We start from the raw sequence: 18387 nt of genomic DNA on the forward strand, positions 1-18387 counted from the left end.
ATTGCAGACAGGTAACTTGAATGTTACAGGGATGTTAATTTGTTGCAGAGGCGATGTTACAGGATTCGATAATAGAGGATGGTGCTATTGCCGGTATTGGTATCCCGCCGAAGTGTGACGACGGCACGTTTGGTGACGTCGTTGACCGTCAGGGTCATGCGCGCCGAAAAAATATCGCTTTTCACATCGTAAAGATTCTGCAACCGAAGTTCCTTGCCCACCGCCTCGAAGCTGCTGACCTGGTCGAGCATTTGGAGTGTCTTAAATGGCCGTCCCACGATAATTTCACCGGCGACTGACTGACTGATGCGGGGGTCGAGTGATTGTATGACGACGGGTGAGGCCGTGTTGAGGTTGATCTTGCTGTCGCCTTCCTCGGGGAACACGGTCACGTATGGGGCGAGCCTGTCGAAACTGGCGGAGGTCATGCCCTTGATCAACCGAAGATCGTGCACGCTCTGGAGGGGGGCATTGGCCGCGCGGTACGGTGGATGAAGCGTTTGGTAATACAAGGACTCCGCACCTGTCGGTTCGGGGATTTCGTCCAAGTCCACCCAATCGACGATCGCATCGACGAGGTCCGGGCTGACCAGCAGCAGTTCAAACAGACGCTTCGCTCTGAGGATTTTGGCTTTCTTGGTGGCAGGATCGGTCGTGGCCAGATCGTTCAGATTGAACTTGGATCGTTCGTCTTCGATTTGCGCAGTCAAGAACCCGTCGCCGATCGCATACTTCGTGATTGGAAACGCCCACAGATCGGTGGTGGAATCGAAGTATTGTCCGGCTTGCCGGTCTTTGATCAGATCCTGCATCAGCACGGCGCGGGCTGCCTGGACCGCGGCTCGTGTCAACGTGTCCACCTTGAAATTATCGCGGAACGCCGCGGCATCGCGGTATTCCCGCCGGGCCTCTGTGTCAAATTCGAGGACGAGGGCGACGAGCAGTGCGAGGACGACCAAGGCCAGAAGCAGAGCGACACCGCGCTCGTCAGACCTTGGCATAGGTGACGATCCTGAGGGACGCATCAAGATTCACCGGACTGTCGTATTTCGGTTTGATTTGGAGGTGACGGACCTGGATCTCGTATGGAGACTGTTCCAACAGGACGAGCAGCGACAAGAGTTGCGGGAGTTGCACGCCATCAAGGCGAAGATCGACGGATGTCTCCTGATAGCCTTGGATCGTAGTGGGTGGTTGCGGCTGCATGCCGACGATCTTCTCGCGAATCTGAGCGGACGTCGCAGCTTCTTCCATGAAGGCCAGGAGCGAGAATGAGGCGTTCGCATGCGGCAATCGCTCTTCGCGTTGCGCGAGACGCGCGCGTTTGGTGTTGAATTCTTCCGCGAGCACCGCCAATTCCCCCCGTTCCTTGTTTTTACGGACCACTTGACGCTCCAGTTTGTCGATGTTCTCGAGCAGGGGATCGACCACGACGAAAAACGCCAGGGTCAGGAGGACCACGACACCGCCCACCGAGACGATGATCCGTTCCCGTGGCGCCATATGACGCCAGCGTTCTTTGAATGCCGCCATCATGGGTGCGACGCCGTATAGGTGAGCCTGAACACGACCTGGTTCGCCTGAGCGCCGACACGCGTGTCAGAAATGGAAATGTCTTGGAACTGATCGACCGTCATGAAGGCTTGTTTGATTTTCTCTATCGCATCGAACGACGTCGTTTCTGCCTCGAGGTGCACTGTGGTGCCGTCGATCGTCAGGTCTCGCACCGTCAGAGGCACTCCGCGGGGCAGTTGTTTGGCCAGGCTCGATAGATGCGACAGCACATTTGAGCGGCTTCCGTCGATGACGGCGAGGCTCTTTTCAATTTGATTCACCTTGTAACGGGCGACGTCCACCTCTTCGCCGGGGCTGCCTCCCTCGCCGAAGGTTTGCGCAAATTGGGTGTATAACGCCTGTTTGACATCTTTGAGCGTCGTGTTCTTCACCATCACGCGCACGGACAGATCGACGACCATCAGCAGCGCCAGCACCGCAGCGCCCCAGATCGCGAACCGCCGATCCTGCTTTGTGGCATCGGACTGCGCCGCCGCAGCATCTCCTCCGGCATTCAAATCGACGGCGAGGTCCGAGCCGATGACCTTGGTCTTCCAGCGGGGACGAACGATCTTCGGATGAATCGCCAGGCCGAACGCGATCGAAAAAGCTCGCGGACAAGTCGATCCGAATCCCTGTCGCGGACCGACCGGAACCAATCCCAGTTCGTGGGCCACATGGCCGCCCAGTTCCTTCAACTTGGACCCCCCGCCCGATACCCAGCAATGCGAGAGCCGCTGACGCCCGTTGGTTTCCTGTGCGTGCATCGTGACGCGCAATTCTTTCAGCAGTGGTTCAAGCCAGGCATCGACCTCGTGCACGGCCATTGTCCGTTTACGCCGCTCGGCTTCGGCGAAATTGCAGGCGTAGCGGACTGCCAATGCGTGCGTCAGGTGATTGCTGCCCCACAGCACCGTCCGCAGCAACATGGGACGGCCCTCTCTGACCAGACACAAGGTCGTCTTGGTTGCGCCGATGTCGATGATGGCGAGATCGCCGGGGACGCGGGCGCCTTCCTGCTGAAGAAACTGTGTGACGGAGTACAGCGCCATCCCATCCACGCCGACGACCGCCGGTTTCAGGTCGGCCGACGCAAGAAATTTGAGATGCTCGTCCATTTTATCTCTGGGCGCGGCTGTGACCAGCACTTCGGCGCCCCGGACCTTCTGTGCGCCTTCAGACATCTCCCTGGCAGGCAACACCATGCTGCCCATGGCCACGTCTTCCAGAGGCATGGGAATGAGATTTTCTACCTCGAACGGAACGACCTGGGCCAGTTTTGCATTGTCGCGGAAAGGGAATGAGAGCGTCCGGATGAACAGATCCTGGCAGGGAAGAGCAGTGACGATGTCGCCACTTCCATACAGTTGATGTTGCCAGAGGAAATTCCTCAGCAGGCCAGCACGCCTGGCCGGTTCCATGGCTTCGGGGCGGCCGTATGGAAGGGGAAGATGGAAATACTCGACAGATTCGCGTCCAGTCAGGCGGCGGCGGAACCGGACGGCCTTGAATGCCGTCTGTCCGATATCGAGACCCACACAATCAGCGATCATGAAAAAATAACCTTGGCCCCGGGAAAAGCAAGATCCAAGCCATTCCTAGCGCAGACGGCGCTTATATTACACAGATAGTCGAGGATTTGCGACTGTTCCGATGAGTTTGAATATGAGGGGTGTCCCGGCCGGTGGGGTGGGGATAGGAAGTCCCGCTGATTTCTGTGCCCATCCGGCACCGGCTAGGATCGTCACTGTCAGATCAAGTGTGGTGTGATCCAGCGGTTGCTGGAGCGTCAATTGCCCCTTCGCCGTGATCGAGCCGTCGGGGCCGTCCGCTTTCATATCCGTCACCTCGCACGAGGCATCCCGGCAGGACAACGTCAGGGTCGCGTGGTTGAATGCCAGGGGCGGAAGGGCCGTTTGCCCGATCGGGATATGTTCCAGCAACAGGTCCTTCACTTCGGCGTTCACGGTGCCTTTACCCGCAAAGTTGACGGTACCCGGGCGTGCGGTCGATTCGTGCGCGATGTCGGCCTGCAAAAGTCCTTTGGTGACGAATGGTTTCACCAGCGTGGACAGATCGACCTGATGGACATGCGCCTGAACGCTGGCAGGGCCTTGGAATGACCAGGATGAGGCCGTCACCGTGGCGGAAATCTTCCCGGCGCCGGATTTGGATCCTCCTGGAAACTGGACGATACCCTCAAGTTTGCGTTGTCCCGTGAACTGAACAAGCAGCGGGATCATCAGACGCAGGGTGTCGATTTGCAACGCAGGAACCGGAGGTTTGGCCAGAGTCACATCGTGCCATTCAATGCCAAAGGGAAATCCGACAGACCAATCAGCGGCGCGAATGGTCCAGCCCGTGTTCCTCGAGATCTCCGACAGAATGCGCGATTGCAGGGCTCCGAACGGAAAGGTGATATAGAGGAACAGCAGAAAACAGAACAGCGCAGCCGCTACCCAGAGGAAAGGTTCTTTCTTTATGCTGACAGCGCTCGGCCAGACGATTCTCCCGGTCATGATGGAATACCCGGAGTGACCCATTCGCGGATCACGCGAGGCTCCGCACCGAGGGATTCTTCCATAAGTGTCAACTCAATCAAAATCGCTGTGGGCCCGGCTACGCGAGCTCGGGCATCCCATTCGTCGGCCCACACACCGGCCTTGACGTCGTAGTAGCGGACATTGAACGCCTTGACCTTATTCAGCAGTTCCATCCGCTCGATCGATTCATCGGTCAATCCATACAGGTTTTTGCGCACGAACCGCAACAGTTGATCGCGCTCTCTTGTATAAATCACCCGCTTCAGTTCGCTTTCCTGTCCGGTATTCATTCCTTTGAACTGCCCGACGGCAAGAAAGGCGATGGTATCGGCAGCTTGGCCGTCGATTTGCGCATTGATGCCCATCCAGGGGCTGGTCATTTGGCTGACGCTGGTGCGCAATTCCTCGGCCATGATCTGCAAGGCACTCCGCAACAGTTGCTCCTCCGTCGTGGCGGTTCTCACCCGGTCGATGGTGGTCGCGGTCAGATAGAGCCCGCTGAAGACCATCGCGGCGATGACGCCGACCAGCGACACCGCGAGAATGATTTCGACAAGGGTGAAGCCCTGTTCAGAGTTTCTGGGGGGGGGTAAACACATAGGTGCTGACCTCTACCATCTCTTCCGCGATGCCGCGCAGCCAGGTGACTTGAATCTTCACCTCCTTGACCGAGGGGATCGGGGTGACGAGCACGAGCTTCTTCCAACGGTATTTTTCAGTGCGTTCCCGGTTGTTCTCGTTGAGGGTCGTCGGCTGTGAGCCCAAGGGGAGACGCAGAAACTCTCCTGTCGTTTCACCCAGCTGGTAGACGGGAGTCAATTCTGTTTCCACCAACTTCTCCTGGGCGAGCATTGTCGCGGCCACGATGTCAGCCGCCCGGGTGTGCAGTTCCAGGTCGAAATTCCGCAGGCCCAGGAGAATCGGAAGGCTCAACGCCAAAATAGCCAATGCGATCAGCACTTCCAGCAGCGTAAAGCCCCGTGAGTCCATGCTTAACGTTGTCCCAACGGATTGTTTTGTCTCATGCCCGGCAGACTCTGCTGGATCTGAAGCAGCGGCTTGACGCGTTCGGGGATGATCCAGGGTTTTGGCGGCTCGATCCGCTGGTCGGTCAGGCTGATATCGGAAGACACAGGATCCACCCGAAAACCGAGCACGTGGTTGTCGTCATTGACCAAATGGAGAATAGCGGGGTCGATCCGGCCGTTGGGATAGAAATAAACGTCCACCCTCCCTGCACTGCTCTTGGTTTGGCCGACTTGCAGGTCGGCGATACGGATCGCATCCGGAAAATCGAACGGCTTCTGCCACATCGGCTCCGGATCGAGTGGAATCTTTTCCTGATTCCCGTCTATCAGCATCGGCCAGTACTGCCCGCGATCGAGATCCAAATACAAGCGGACGGTCTTTTGCTGGGACATCGAAAGGTCCTGGAGCGTGCGGAACAAGGCGATGAACTTGCGGCCAGCCGCTCCTAAATTTCCGCTGGCTCCGATTCGGGGGATGATGATGCTGAGCATTCCGCCGAGCAAGAACAGCACGATGATGATCTCGAGCAAGGTGAAGCCACGAGAGTCGCGGAAGAGTGTATTTTTTGTAGGCGATTCCATACATTGGCACGAACTGCACTATTCCTTATCCAGATTCCAGTTCGTGATGTCCGCATTCACCCCTTCGCCGCCCGCCTCGCCGTCCGTCCCCAGGGAGGTGATTTCATAGTCACCCTTCAAGGTCGGGCTTGGGCTCAAATACTTGTACGGATTGCCCCAGGGGTCCTCCGGAAGTTTTTGGATGTATCCCCCCAGTTTCCATTTTTTCGGGACGACCCCGACCGACGGTTTCTCGACTAATGCCTTCAAGCCCTGCTCGGTGGTGGGATATACCCCGTTGTCGAGCTTGTAGAGCTGCAAAGCGCCCTCGATATTGCGGATCTGTACTTTCGCCGCGGTTCGTTTGGCGTCATCCGTCCGTCCCATGATGCGCGGGACGACCAGGGCGGCGAGAATCGCGAGGATCGCGACCACCACCATGATCTCGATGAATGTAAACCCGCGTTCTGAACGGAGCCGCCCGGCTGATTGTCGTTCCATGTACGTTGTGTCGTGCACGCGCTCCTCCTTCGATAGTGTCGGCTTACCGTACCATCTGGCCCATTTCGAAGATGGGCAACAGGATGGCGACAACGATGAAAAACACCAGCACGCCCATGATCAGGATCATGATCGGCTCGAGCAACGACGTAAAGCGGGTGATGACCCGATCGACTTCCCCGTCATAGATTTGCCCGATCCGCCGCAGCATTTCCTCCATCTCGCCGCTGCGCTCGCCGACCGCGATCATGTGAGTGACGATCGAGGGAAACTCTCCGCTGCGCTTCAACGGCTCGGCGATGGTCTCTCCTTCACGGATATTTTCCCGCGCTTCTTCGACGGCACGCTCCAGCACGCGGTTGTTCATCACGCGTTTGGAGACGTCCAACGCTTCGAGGAGTTGAACGCCGCTGGCCAGCATGGTAGCCAGCGTACTCGAGAGGCGCGAGATCGAGACCATGCGCGCCACGTCGCCGATCAGCGGCAACTTGAGAATCAGGCGGTCGGCCATGAGGCGTCCGCTCTCGGTTCTGACGGCCCGTCGAGTGATCCATGCTGCGCCGATGACCACGCCCAGCATGACCGGCCAATAATCGGAACACCACTGGCTGAGTGTCATCAGGACGACGGTCGGCCAGGGCAGCGCCTGTTTGAGATTGGCGAAGACGGCGGTAATCTTCGGGACGACGAAGGTCATCAGAAAAAACAGCACCACGACCCCCACCAGCAGCATGAGCGCGGGATAGAGAATGGCGTTGGTGACCTTGTGCTTCAACGCCAGCTGTTTCTCGAGGAATTCCGCAAGACGAAACAAAATCTGATCCAACGCTCCGCTCGCCTCACCGGCCCTGACCATATGGACGTAGATGGTTGAAAATTCTTTGGGATATTGCTCGAGCACGGCGCTGTAAGCCTTGCCGCCGCGGATCTCTTCACGCACGTTGGCGAGAATTCCTTTTGCCACTTTTTTATCGGTCTGATCCATCAAGACGCCGATGGCGTCGACCAGCGGAAGCCCGGCCACGAGGAGGGTGGCCAACTGACGGGTCATCATCGCGACGTCGCTGGTGGACAGCGCCGATGAGCGTCCACTTGCGGAGGGAACGGCGACAGAGCGTTCGGACACCGCACCCGCGACGGCGGCTCCTCCCTGTTCCGCCATTTCGGTCGGGAAGACGCCGTCTTTGCGGAGTTTGAGGCGCGCGACCTTGGGACTCTCGGCGTCGATGATGCCGGTCGCCGTGCCCCCGTCGTTTTTATAGCCCCGATAGTGGTAGACCGGCATGATTCGCGCGCGTCGTCAAAGCGCCGCCGCTCAAGCGGAGTTAGACTTCAACTTCTTGCTGCGTCATTCGCAGCACTTCTTCGGTCGTGGTCACGCCGTGAAAAATCTTATCCGCCGCTTCTTCCTTCAACATGACCATGCCCTTTGCCATGGCGGATTGCTTGATGGCGGTCGCGTCGGCCTTCGCGCCGATGAGACGCCGGATCTCGTCGTCCATGACCAGGAGTTCGTGGATGCCCGTGCGACCGCGATAGCCGGTCTGCGAGCAGGAGAGGCAGCCGGCCCCGCGATAGAAGGTCGGCCGTTTTTTGCCGGGGACGATACCCAGCCGGATCAGTTCTTCGTCGTCGGGCTCATAGCTCTTCTTGCAGTCCGGGCAGATCTTTCTGATCAATCGCTGGGCGAGCACGGCCACGACTGACGACGCGACGAGAAAGGGCTCAATGCCCATGTCGATCAAACGGGTGGCTGCGCTGGCGGCGTCATTCGTATGGAGGGTCGAAAACACGAGGTGGCCGGTTAGTGACGCGTGTATCGCGATCTCCGCGGTTTCGCGATCCCGGATCTCACCGATCATGATGACATCCGGATCCTGCCGGAGGATCGAGCGTAGTCCCGCAGCGAACGTCAGGTTGATCTTGGGATTGACCTGCATCTGTCCAATGCCCATCAATTGATATTCGACCGGATCCTCGACGGTGATGATGTTCTTGTCCGGAGCATTGATCTCGCTCAATGCCGCGTACAACGTCGTGGTCTTTCCGCTGCCGGTCGGGCCTGTCACGAGAAGGATGCCGTGCGTCAGCTGGATCAGTTGTTGGATCGTGCGCAACCGGTCCGGGGAAAATCCCATTTCGGACAAGTTCAGCAGCCGATTTTCCTTTTCGAGCAAGCGGAGAACGACGCGTTCGCCGTGAGAAGTCGGGAGGACTGAAACGCGGAGGTCCACGTCCTTTCCCGCGGTTCTGATTCCGAACCGGCCGTCCTGGGGAAGCCGTTTTTCGGCAATGTTGAGCCCGGACATGATCTTGAGGCGGGCGATGATGCTCGATTGCAGGTGCTTCGGTGGAGTCAGCACGGGATACAGCACGCCGTCGATGCGGTATCGAACGACCAGTCCGCGCTCGAAGGATTCGAAATGGATGTCGCTGGCCCGCTGGCGGACGGCCTGAAAGAGCACGGAGTTGACGAGCCGGATGATCGGCGCTTCGTCAGTTTCGTCGAGAAGGTCTTTGGGTTCATCCAGTTCATGGGCGAGCTGGTCGAGATTTTCGCTCGCCGCCATGTCTTCCATGACCTGCTCGGCGCCCGTCGGACTGGCCACCTCGTCGTAGGCGCGGTTGAGACAACTCATGAGCGAGATGCCGCTGGTCAGCACGGCCCTGACCGGCATGCCCAGCAGGAGACGCAAATCGTCCAGTGCGGTGGTCTCCAGCGGATCGGTCGTCGCCACCAGAATTGCGCCGTCTTCAACTTTCAGAGGCAGGACACGATACCGACGTGCAAAATGGATGGGTACTTTCTTGATCCAATCATGCTGCACCTGGCTGACTTCCAGGTGGGGGAGCCACGGCATCTCAAATTGAATCGCGAGGGCCTGTAGCAGAAGGTCTTCCTCGATTGCGCGAATTCGGAGCAGCGCTTCACCCAGCCGCCCCCCTTTGGTTTGCTGAAGGTTCAAGGCTTCAAGCAGCTTCTCCTCGGACAGTCCGAACTTCTGCTCGAGAATCGCTCCCAGCAATGGTCTGGTCGTTTGCGTCAATTTTTCCACGAAGCGATCCGTATTCCGGCCGTTCTCGATGAAGCTGAGCGGGCCCGTTGATCAGGCATCTAAACAGGCTTGCACGCAGGCGTGCGACAACGAAACGAGGCCGTCCTGCTATCGAATCTCGTAGGCCATGGTGGTACGTTGATTATTGCGGATAATGTCCAGCTTCACCGAGGCTTCGTTGCGCAACTGCTGGAAGAGCGTCAACATCGTGCCGGGATCCTTGATTTCCACTCCATTCACCTGTTTGAGCACATCGCCGAGTTGGAGGCCGATCTTTTCGTAGAAGCTTCCCGGCGCGATGTAGTCGAGCCGAAACCCTCGCATGACGCCGTCCAGCATCAGCGGGGCAGCCCGTGCCTGCGACAAGAGCTTGGGAAGATCGTTCAGCGCCTGATCCACTTCGCGCCGGTCGACTGCTTTGCGGACGGGAGCACCCGGTGCCGTTTGAACAACCGGTTTCACGCTGGCAGCCGGCATCGGCGGTTTGTCACCCAGGACGCCGTTCAACTCAAGCAGTTCCTGTTGACCGTCCTGTCTGACGACGATTCCGTCCCGCCGGATTTCGATCACCTGGCCGACATCCGGGATCTGTTCATGCAAGCGCGTAAATAATTGCTGCTTGCTGGAGACCATTTCGACGATAGCGGACACGCCTCCGTGATCGCCCATGACCACGCCCAGCAGTTTGACCTTGGCTGCCAGGTTCAGCGGCTGGCGCGGGATGCCTGGTGCCACGGCTGTACCGCTGTTTTCCTGAACCCGCGCGGTCGGATCGGACGGGAGAGGAAAGAGTCCGCTCGTGCGAACCTGTTCGGCGAGGGTGGTCGCAGATCCTCCGACTGGCGGACCGGCGTCGAAATGGGCGGAAGAGACCGGAGATCCGGTAGGAACAAGCAAGGCCTCGGCAATCACGGCGTTGATGGTGTGGGCGATAAGAAAGCTCGCTCCGGCCAAATACAGTATCATCAGCACTCTGCGGGTGGACATAGGCGTTACAAGAGTCCTCTCATCCGACCGTCGTGACCATCTTGAACAAGTCTGGCGGAGATTTTCAAGATCCTGTTAGAATGCGCGCCGATGACGCTGGTTATGCCGGAACACTCTCGTGCGATCGCATCGGACTTACGCCGCGCGCTGGGATCCGATATCGTCAAGGATGACGAGGCCACCAAGATCGCCTATGCCGTGGACGCCAGCATTTATCGGATGGTACCACAAGCCATCGTCCTGGTGGAAACTGAATCCCATATAGAGACCGTCGTCCGGTATGCCGTCTCCCGTGGAATTCCGCTGACTTCTCGGGCCGCGGGAACGAATCTTACCGGATCCGCCGTCGGGTCGGGCATCATCCTCGATGTCTCCCGAATGCATCGCCTTCTCGACATCAATGAAGAAACACGCCAAGCCCGCGTCCAACCTGGCCTGGTTCTGGCGGAATTGAACAAGCGACTCGCCCGCCGGGGGCTCCTGTTCGGACCTGACCCTTCAAGCGGGGAGATGTGCAAGCTCGGCGGGATGCTCGCCAACAATTCGGCCGGGCCCCATACGTTACGCTATGGCGCGGTGAAAGACAACGTCGACGCCCTCAGGGTCTGCCTGCCCTCCGGAGAATGGCTCGAAGCAAGATCGTATAAGCTTGGTGACCCATCGCTGGCACGATTGATGACGCGCCATCCGGCGCTCTCCGACGTGAAGGCCATTGTCGAAAATCACACCGGTCTCCTGACACAGAAACGCCCGACCGTCAGTAAGAACAGCGCGGGGTACAACCTGTTCGGGTTGGCCGACGGGCTGGCTGACGGCCGGCTGGATCTGCCCAAACTATTTGTCGGCAGTGAAGGGACGCTGGGAGTGTTCAGTGAGGCGACGATCCGATTGGTGGACAAGCCGCGTGCGACCCTGACAGCCCTGATTCATTTCACGCGGCTCGAAGATGTGGGCGACGCCATACCCAAGCTCCTCGAATTGAACCCGAGTGCGCTCGAAGTCATGGATGCAAACACGCTCGATCTAATCGGGCGATCGAAGCATGGGATTCCGGCCGATGCCGCGGCGACGCTGTTGGCGGAACTCGATGACAATGGCGGAGGTGGCGATCTTCGTGAAAGGGCTGAACGCATGGCCGATGTTTGCCGGTCGTACCGTCTGGCGTCCGGCCTCGTCACTGCCTTCGATCAGGAGCAGCGCGATCAGCTTTGGAAGGCGCGCAAAGCACTGTACCCGACGCTCTACCGGTTCGATCCGCGCAAGAAACCCATCAACTATGTCGACGATGTCGTGGTCGGGGCAGAGCGGATCAGCGATCTCATCCGGTACCTCGAAGAGTTGTTCAAAGGACAGCGCGTGCCGGTGGCGATTTTCGGACACATTGGCAACGGCAATGCCCATATCGTGCCGTTGCTCGACGTCAACGACGAGCGCGATTTCAAGAAGATGGTTCAGAGCTATCACGAAATCCATGATGCGGTACTGACCCGATTCGGAGGATCGATCTGCGGCGAACACGGGGATGGGCGGGTACGAGCCGAATACGTCAGGAAAATGTTCGGCGAGGAATTATACGGTCTCTTTAAAAGGGTGAAAGAATCCTTCGATCCCTCTTACGTGTTCAATCCCGGCGTGAAGATCAGCGATACACCGTTCACGGAGCATATCGATTACACCAGATTGTCCAAGTCATGTGCGACTTGTGCTAAGTGCAATGCCGTCTGTCCCGTCTACGATGTTTTCCGTTCGGAGGACATGAGCTCTCGCGGATGGTTCGAAATCGTCACGGATACGAACTACAGTTACCTGAATTCCAAACGGGTGGTCGAGGCCTGTCTCAACTGCAAATCCTGCAGGACGGCATGTCCGGCTGGAGTGGATGTATCGCAGCTCATCCTAGACCGCCGGGCGGAACAGCCCAATAAGTTGGCAGGCTGGATATTTAGACTTCATGCACAGTCAGATAAATTTGCAGCCTACTTAAAGTTATTAGCGAGATGTCAATGGATCTGGAATAGACCTCTTTCCAGAAGGATTCTCGAAGTCGTCACGAGACCCCTGCTGCGCCGCTTGGCCGCAACTGCGACCCTCTCATCCAACGTGGCGATTCCCAAGTTCGCGGTACGCCAACTCCGCGACCGCTACCCCGAGTTGATTCCGCCAACGCCCGGTACGGCGGGCTCTCCAGTGGCATACTTTCACGGATGTGCGGCGAACTATTTTGACGACGGTGTCGGAGATGCCGTGATTGCCGTTCTCAGAAAGCATCATGTGGAACCGGATCTTCCTCCGCAACGTTGTTCCGGTACGCCGATTGAAACCTATGGCCACCGGGAAATTGCGAAAGAAGGCGCGAGGGTCAACCTGACATCTCTAGCTGGCTACGACACCGTCGTCACAGGATGTGCCTCTTGCACGCTCATGCTGAAGGATTACCCGACGTTGTTTGCAGGCGAGCCTGAGCATCAAGCGGCGGAGGCGTTGGCGAAACGGGTGAAACACATTTCCGAATTCGTGGCGCAATCTTTGGTCAGACCTGCCATGGCCGAAGTCGGTTCAAGGCCGCAGACGGTAGGCTACCATTCGTCTTGTCATCTACGGGCAGCCGGCGTGACTAAGGAACCACGGTCCATCCTGGCAAGCATGCCGGGAGTGCGGTATGTCGAAATGCCGGATGCCGACCGATGCGCCGGAGGAGCGGGCACCTATCTCGTCAAGGATTTTGACACGTCGCAACGCATCGTCGAACGAAAACGCCGAGCCGTAGAAGACAGCGGCGTCGACGTCGTGGCAACCAGTTGTCCGGCTTGTATGGTCCAGCTGCGAACCGGGCTGCCTCATACCGTGGAAGTGAAGCACGTCGCGCAATTGCTTCAGGAACGGTATGATGCCGCGGACCATCAAGCCGGAGGAGACTGATGCGGCTTCGCAAGATTGATTGGATCTTCGTCGTGTTCGCCCTGGCCGTCGTCATAGGCGTGTCCATGCTGCCGACACCCAAACAGCAGAACCCGAAGATCCCGGATAATTCCGATCATCGTTTGATCGTGGTTGAAAAGGATTGCTTGGTCTGCCACCAGGCGCAAGGGACCCGTCCCGTTCCATCCAGACATCCGAAGCGACAGGACTGCTTCAGGTGTCATGCGCGCGGAGCGGAATCTCACGTGTCAATCCTCCATGAGGATGCGCATGGCGTTCGAAAGGAGGATCGATGGTAAAGGTGCTGGTATTCGGATTGACGCTGCGGGATGCGGTGGGAGAGCATGAGATCGATGTCGAGTCGCCGACCGCCACCACGGTCAAGAAACTCGTCGAGTCTAACCAGGCGCAGCTTGGCGCGCTGTTGCCGTTTATGCAGAAGCGGGAAGTGTTGGTGACGGTGAACAAGCGTGTCAGCACCGAGGATTCACCAGTGAAGGACGGCGACGTGGTCAAACTGTCGTATCAATCGACGAACGCCTCCGTCGATGGAGTGCGGGATATCCCGACGTAACGGGGAGCCTTCGAGCCTGAAAATTATATGCAGGGGATAGCTGATATGCCTGACGCTATTCAGAACGTCGCCGCGCTGGAGGCCTGCATTGGGAGGGCCCCGGGTCCGATCAACCTTAAGGTGATCGATCACCTTGACGATGGGGCGCGACATTGGATTGCTTCGTCGCCGATGTTGTTTGCTGCATTCGGCAACGGCAGAGATATCGCGATGACGATCGGCGGCGGAGAGGCCGGATTCGCCCGGGCAGTCGATGCCTCTCGCTTGACAGTCTCCGCATCTGCGCTCGACGATCCGAATCTTGCGGTAGAAGGCTGCGGAGCGGGGATGCTGTTCGTCTCGCCGAGCATCGGCGAGACGTTGCGAGTCGGCGGTCGTGTCGTCTCGGCCGGTGAAGGTCGAATCGACATCGTCGTCGACGAGTGCTATCTGCATTGCGCCAAGGCGATGATACGCTCGAATTTCTGGCAAGCGGTTTCCGATGTGGACGCGCCGGGCGAAGCCCTGTCCTTTCTGGCCGCAAGCCGTTTCCTTGCGCTGGCCACGGCCGATAGAGAGGGGCACGCCGACCTCAGTCCAAAAGGCGACCCCTCGGGATCATTGATACGCGTGCACCAAGGCAAAGCTTGGTATGCCGACCGCCCGGGAAATCGCCGGGCCGACAGCTTCCGCAATATTCTGGTCCAGCCCCGTGTCGCGGCAGCCGCACTTATTCCAGGCTCGACAGGCGTCGTGCTGCTATCCGGTACGGCTCGGATCAGCGCCGATCAGGCCATGCGTGATGGATTTGCAGTCGCAGGCAAAACGCCGCCGCTCGTCACCTGTATCGAACAGGTAACGCTGACCGTACGCAAGAGCGCGGCCATGGCCCGGGCGCGTCTGTGGCCCGCCGCGCCCCGTGCCCAGGGAATCGATCCGGCGGCGATGTTTGTCGCCCACATCAAGCTCAGCAAAACACGCGGTCTCCAGGCGGGATTGGTTCGCGCGGCGCTGGCGGTGCCCGGCATGATGGAAAAAGGTTTGCAGCACGACTATCGGAACAATCTCTATTGATGAATGGCCAGCGGCCACTCGAAGAGACGATCCACGCCCGCGGGCAAGAGGTCAACCTTCACACGAATCTGATGCCGGATTCTGTCTTGGATGGCGATTCTAAGATGATCACGCGCTACGTCAGCGAACGTTCGGCGCGGCTCTGATATTCTAAAAATAACCGGCTGTGACGGTCTCCCCTCAACTCCAGTCTCAACGCACCTTCCGGAGTATCCCACTGCGCATGATAATGCAGGTGGCCGATCATGACCGCCACACCCCAATAGTCCGGAAGAGGCTGATACAGATCGTTATCCCAGACAACACGGTCGTCGAGAGGTGAGCCGAATGCGGCAGACAACGCCGTCTTCAGTGCCTGATAGTATCCGATGAATTCGTTCAAGCCGTTCAGTGGACGTTGCAGGACGACGTATTCGCCTCTGATCAACGAATCGTGGCGGAATTCGTAGCCCTCGATGACGCCATGATCGGCAAGGTTGCGCACGTAGATCAATTTGTCTCGTATGTCCTCCCGGCCCGCTCCCTTCACATCCGTCTGGAGCGCGGATCGATCGTTTCCCCAATTGCGCTGCAGTCGGTTGACGAACGTCATGGCTTGGGTCGCCACCTCGGCCTGCAGGGTTGCTTCGTCAATTTCATCGAAAGGAATCGTGTAGACCTGAGGAGGAATGGGATAGGGATCGTCGGCGCCGACGGCGCCGGCCGCCAAAGGAAAACATACAACGAGCAGTATCAACAGAAGACGACGACAGCGACGAGCCATGTCTACACGGTAAGGGAAATGCCGGAGGAGGTCTATCCCGCAAAGGTGGGAGTTAGGAGCGCCGCTTGGTTTTGGCCGTCGGTTGAGCGACCAGCGGATCTTCAGGCCAGTGATGTTTTGGATACCGGCCTCGCAATTCCTTTCTGACCTCTTGATAGGTGTGGCGCCAGAAACTCGCAAGATCCTTCGTGACTTGGACCGGCCTCTTGGCCGGTGATAACAGGTGCAGAACGACTGGGATTTCTCCGCCCGCAATGCGGGGTGTTTCCCTGCATCCGAACATCTCCTGTAATCGAACCGGCAGGACCGGGAGGTCCGTGGTTTCGTAGTCGAGACGAATGCTCGATCCGCTTGGAACCGTGATATGGGTGGGAGCCAACTGGTCCAGGCGCCGCCGCTGTTCCCAATCCATCAGTCCGTGCAGGGCCGGAGAGAGATCGAGTCGTTTGACGCGGTCGAGCGTCGTGATTCCGTCCAGATAAGGGGCCAGCCATTCGTACAGAGTTTGCAACAGAGCTTCATCGGATAAATCAGGCCAGTCCGCCCCCGCTCCCTTGACTCGCCGCAAAAATTGGACGCGAGCCCGCCACTGCTTGAGTTCTGTTGTCCAATCGAGTGCAGCGATCCCCTCACGGCGGACAGCGTCCAAGAGAGCCGTCGTGATCAGCGATGAATCAGGCTGGGACAATGCCTGCTCGGACAGCACCAGCATACCCAGCCTGCGTTGTTTCGATGCCCGCACGGCTCCGGCCCGTTCATCGTACATGACCTCTTCGCGTTCGACGATCTCGCTGCCGTAGAGCGATTCTATGTCAGGGAGGGAAATCGGAGCGGCCAAATCGATTCGGGCCCAGTCGGTTCCGGCGTCGAGAGCGGCGATGACCAGGTATGGTTCCGTCGAGAGCGGATCGGGATGGGCGAACATCGCGCCGCGTCCGTTGGCTAGGACGTAGCGCCGATCGTCTCCTGCTTGTTTTCGGGCAATGCGGTCTGGATAAGCAAGCGCGAGAAGCAGGCCGAGCTGATCAGTATCATCGACCGGGTCCATACCTTGGCCGCGAAGGTTTCGGGCCATGTACCGCTGCCAGAGCTCGGCGGTGCGGATGATCCGCTGGAGAGTTCCACGATCAGCCCGGGATTCTACTTCATGCCGTCCATGCAGCAGGTCCAATCTCGCACGAAGGTCCGCTGTGCGGTGCTGGGGAAACGATCGAAGCATGTCTCGTTCGCCGAGCAGTGCCGCCACTTCACAAGCCAATCGGGGAAGCTGCATTGGAATCGATCGGAGCATCATGTGAGACAAGCGTGGATGGACGGGCAACTCGGCCATGTGCGCACCGTGTGTGGTGATGTGCCCTGCGGGATCGAGCGCTCCCAATTTGGTCAGAAGGTCCCGCGCGTGCGCGACCGACGCCGCGGGAGGAGGGGTGAGCCAGGCAAGCTGATACACGTCTTCGGCTCCCCAGAGCGCGAGGTCAAGCAGCAGAGGCGTGAGATCTGCGTCAAGTATTTCAGGAGGGCGCCGGCGAGACAGGGTCGCCTGTTCCTTTTCGGTCCACAGCCGATAACAAATGCCGGGCTCGAGACGCCCGGCTCTTCCGGCACGCTGGTCTGCAGAATCCTGCGTCACAGGGATCGTCGCGAGTCTACTCAGCCCCGACCGCGGGTCGTAGCGTGGGACGCGCAACCGCCCGGCGTCGATGACCACACGGATGCCATCGATGGTCAAGCTGGTCTCGGCGATCGATGTTGCGAGGACGACTTTTCGTGTTCCCGGTTTTGACGGCGCGATGGCAAGATCCTGAGCTTCGACGGGCAAGTCACCATGAAGCGGCGCGATGTGCACGGTCGGTGATATGGCGGATTCGCGCAGTCTCCGTTCCACCTGTCGTATTTCCGCCATGCCGGGCAGAAACACCAGCAGACTCCCCTGATCCTCTGCAAGCGAACGCCTGATGGTTTGCGTGACCAGCAGATCGGTGGGAACCGATGAGGGACCATCGAGGTATCGGATATCGACGTGAAACAAACGGCCTTCGCAGTGAATGGCGGAGGCATGACCGAGGAGTTGGCCGATCGGTCCGCAATCCAAAGTGGCCGACATCACCAGCAGGCGGAGGTCGGGCCGAAACAGGCGTTGCGTTTCCATGCAGAGCGCCAGGCCCGTGTCCGCCTGCAGGCTTCGTTCGTGGAATTCATCGAACAAGACCGCCCCGTATCCCTCCAGAGAGGGATCGTGCTGAAGCATTCGTGTGAGAATGCCCTCGGTGACCACCTCGATACGGGTTTGCGATCCGACGTTCGTGTCGAACCGCATCCGATAGCCGACTGAAGCGCCCACGGGCTCCTTCAGCATGGCCGCCATGCGCTGTGCAGCGGCGCGTGCGGCGAGACGACGGGGTTCCAGGACCAGAACTTTTCCATTCCTCCATGGCGAGTCGAGTAGCGCGAGGGGGACGCGGGTGGTTTTACCCGCTCCAGGCGGTGCGGTCAGAACGGCATTGGCGCCGGCTTGCAATGCGGCTTCAAGCGACGGCAGGACATCTTCTATTGGCAGTCCGGACATGATAGGTTCTCGACCGGTTCCCGGAGGACTGTAGCAGACATCATAGCGATAAAGGAAAGGCATGACCGAATTTCAATGGACCAAATCAAAGCCGACGGTGTCAGGCTGGTATTGGTTCCGTGGCGAAGCGCATGAAGCCGACCCGTTCATCGTGCAGGTGGACGACGCAGGTCAGTTCCAATGGCCGGACGGCGGTTACCAGGAAGTGACACTGGCGAAGGGAGAGTGGGCGGGACCGATTGCCGAACCAAGGGAATGACAGGGCTTGGGCTGCGCATTTGT

Annotated in this window: 18 protein-coding genes; 5 read left to right on the plus strand and 13 right to left on the minus strand. The window is 58.6% G+C overall.

Annotation, left to right across the window (positions count from 1 at the left end):
- Positions 1-56: 56 nt before the first annotated feature.
- The 11 genes from gspK to W02_RS00245 form a co-directional block, all read right to left on the minus strand.
- Positions 57-1001, minus strand: coding sequence for a type II secretion system minor pseudopilin GspK (gspK, locus tag W02_RS00195; protein ID WP_173043637.1), 945 nt, complete (start codon positions 999-1001; stop codon positions 57-59).
- Complete coding sequence (gene gspM, locus W02_RS00200) at positions 988-1536, minus strand: type II secretion system protein GspM (protein WP_173043639.1); 549 nt, start codon at positions 1534-1536, stop codon at positions 988-990. The genes gspK and gspM overlap by 14 nt, the downstream gene beginning before the upstream one ends.
- A complete protein-coding gene (gene pilM, locus W02_RS00205; RefSeq protein WP_173043641.1) occupies positions 1533-3107 on the minus strand; it encodes a pilus assembly protein PilM in 1575 nt (524 codons plus the stop codon). Before pilM ends, gspM begins: the two co-directional genes overlap by 4 nt.
- A 66-nt stretch (positions 3108-3173) precedes the next feature.
- Positions 3174-4097 (minus strand): type II secretion system protein GspN, encoded by a 924-nt coding sequence (gspN, locus tag W02_RS00210; protein ID WP_173043643.1) that lies wholly within the window; start codon positions 4095-4097, stop codon positions 3174-3176.
- Positions 4070-4696, minus strand: a complete 627-nt coding sequence (locus W02_RS00215; RefSeq protein ID WP_173051303.1) for a type II secretion system protein GspJ — start codon at positions 4694-4696, stop codon at positions 4070-4072. Before W02_RS00215 ends, gspN begins: the two co-directional genes overlap by 28 nt.
- Positions 4668-5087 (minus strand): prepilin-type N-terminal cleavage/methylation domain-containing protein, encoded by a 420-nt coding sequence (locus tag W02_RS00220; protein ID WP_173043645.1) that lies wholly within the window; start codon positions 5085-5087, stop codon positions 4668-4670. Before W02_RS00220 ends, W02_RS00215 begins: the two co-directional genes overlap by 29 nt.
- 2 nt (positions 5088-5089) lie before the next feature.
- The gene (locus W02_RS00225) at positions 5090-5707 is read right to left on the minus strand and encodes a Tfp pilus assembly protein FimT/FimU (RefSeq protein ID WP_173043647.1); all 618 of its coding nucleotides are present in this window, start codon (positions 5705-5707) and stop codon (positions 5090-5092) included.
- A gap of 18 nt (positions 5708-5725) precedes the next feature.
- Positions 5726-6187 (minus strand): type II secretion system major pseudopilin GspG, encoded by a 462-nt coding sequence (gene gspG / locus W02_RS00230; RefSeq protein WP_173051304.1) that lies wholly within the window; start codon positions 6185-6187, stop codon positions 5726-5728.
- A gap of 43 nt (positions 6188-6230) precedes the next feature.
- Positions 6231-7472: a type II secretion system inner membrane protein GspF gene (gspF, locus tag W02_RS00235; RefSeq protein ID WP_173043649.1), complete on the minus strand. Its 1242-nt coding sequence runs from the start codon at positions 7470-7472 to the stop codon at positions 6231-6233.
- A 40-nt stretch (positions 7473-7512) separates the two neighbouring features.
- The gene (gene gspE, locus W02_RS00240; protein ID WP_232068606.1) at positions 7513-9243 is read right to left on the minus strand and encodes a type II secretion system ATPase GspE; all 1731 of its coding nucleotides are present in this window, start codon (positions 9241-9243) and stop codon (positions 7513-7515) included.
- 108 nt (positions 9244-9351) lie between these two features.
- Entirely contained in the window at positions 9352-10230 is an 879-nt protein-coding gene (locus tag W02_RS00245; protein ID WP_173043651.1) for a hypothetical protein, read from the minus strand.
- A 90-nt stretch (positions 10231-10320) separates the two neighbouring features.
- Here W02_RS00245 and W02_RS00250 point away from each other — a divergent pair, with 90 nt between their 5' ends.
- Genes W02_RS00250 through W02_RS00265 form a run of 4 tightly spaced genes read left to right on the plus strand, consistent with a single transcriptional unit; the run spans position 10321 to position 14776 of the window.
- Positions 10321-13149, plus strand: coding sequence for an FAD-binding and (Fe-S)-binding domain-containing protein (locus tag W02_RS00250; protein ID WP_173043653.1), 2829 nt, complete (start codon positions 10321-10323; stop codon positions 13147-13149).
- On the plus strand, positions 13149-13448 hold the full coding sequence (locus W02_RS00255) for a hypothetical protein (protein WP_173043655.1): 300 nt from the start codon (positions 13149-13151) through the stop codon (positions 13446-13448). Before W02_RS00250 ends, W02_RS00255 begins: the two co-directional genes overlap by 1 nt.
- Complete coding sequence (locus W02_RS00260; protein WP_173043657.1) at positions 13442-13723, plus strand: MoaD/ThiS family protein; 282 nt, start codon at positions 13442-13444, stop codon at positions 13721-13723. Before W02_RS00255 ends, W02_RS00260 begins: the two co-directional genes overlap by 7 nt.
- Positions 13724-13768: 45 nt before the next feature.
- Positions 13769-14776: a pyridoxamine 5'-phosphate oxidase family protein gene (locus tag W02_RS00265; RefSeq protein ID WP_173043659.1), complete on the plus strand. Its 1008-nt coding sequence runs from the start codon at positions 13769-13771 to the stop codon at positions 14774-14776.
- Positions 14777-14891: 115 nt separating this feature from the next.
- Here W02_RS00265 and W02_RS00270 read toward each other — a convergent pair whose 3' ends face one another.
- Complete coding sequence (locus tag W02_RS00270) at positions 14892-15539, minus strand: hypothetical protein (protein WP_173043661.1); 648 nt, start codon at positions 15537-15539, stop codon at positions 14892-14894.
- A 52-nt stretch (positions 15540-15591) separates the two neighbouring features.
- Positions 15592-18105: an ATP-dependent helicase HrpB gene (hrpB, locus tag W02_RS00275; RefSeq protein WP_173043663.1), complete on the minus strand. Its 2514-nt coding sequence runs from the start codon at positions 18103-18105 to the stop codon at positions 15592-15594.
- A gap of 61 nt (positions 18106-18166) precedes the next feature.
- Here hrpB and W02_RS00280 point away from each other — a divergent pair, with 61 nt between their 5' ends.
- Positions 18167-18364, plus strand: a complete 198-nt coding sequence (locus tag W02_RS00280; protein WP_173043665.1) for a hypothetical protein — start codon at positions 18167-18169, stop codon at positions 18362-18364.
- Positions 18365-18387: the final 23 nt, after the last annotated feature.

The organism is Nitrospira sp. KM1 (genome assembly GCF_011405515.1).
Classification (GTDB): Bacteria; Nitrospirota; Nitrospiria; order Nitrospirales; family Nitrospiraceae; genus Nitrospira_C.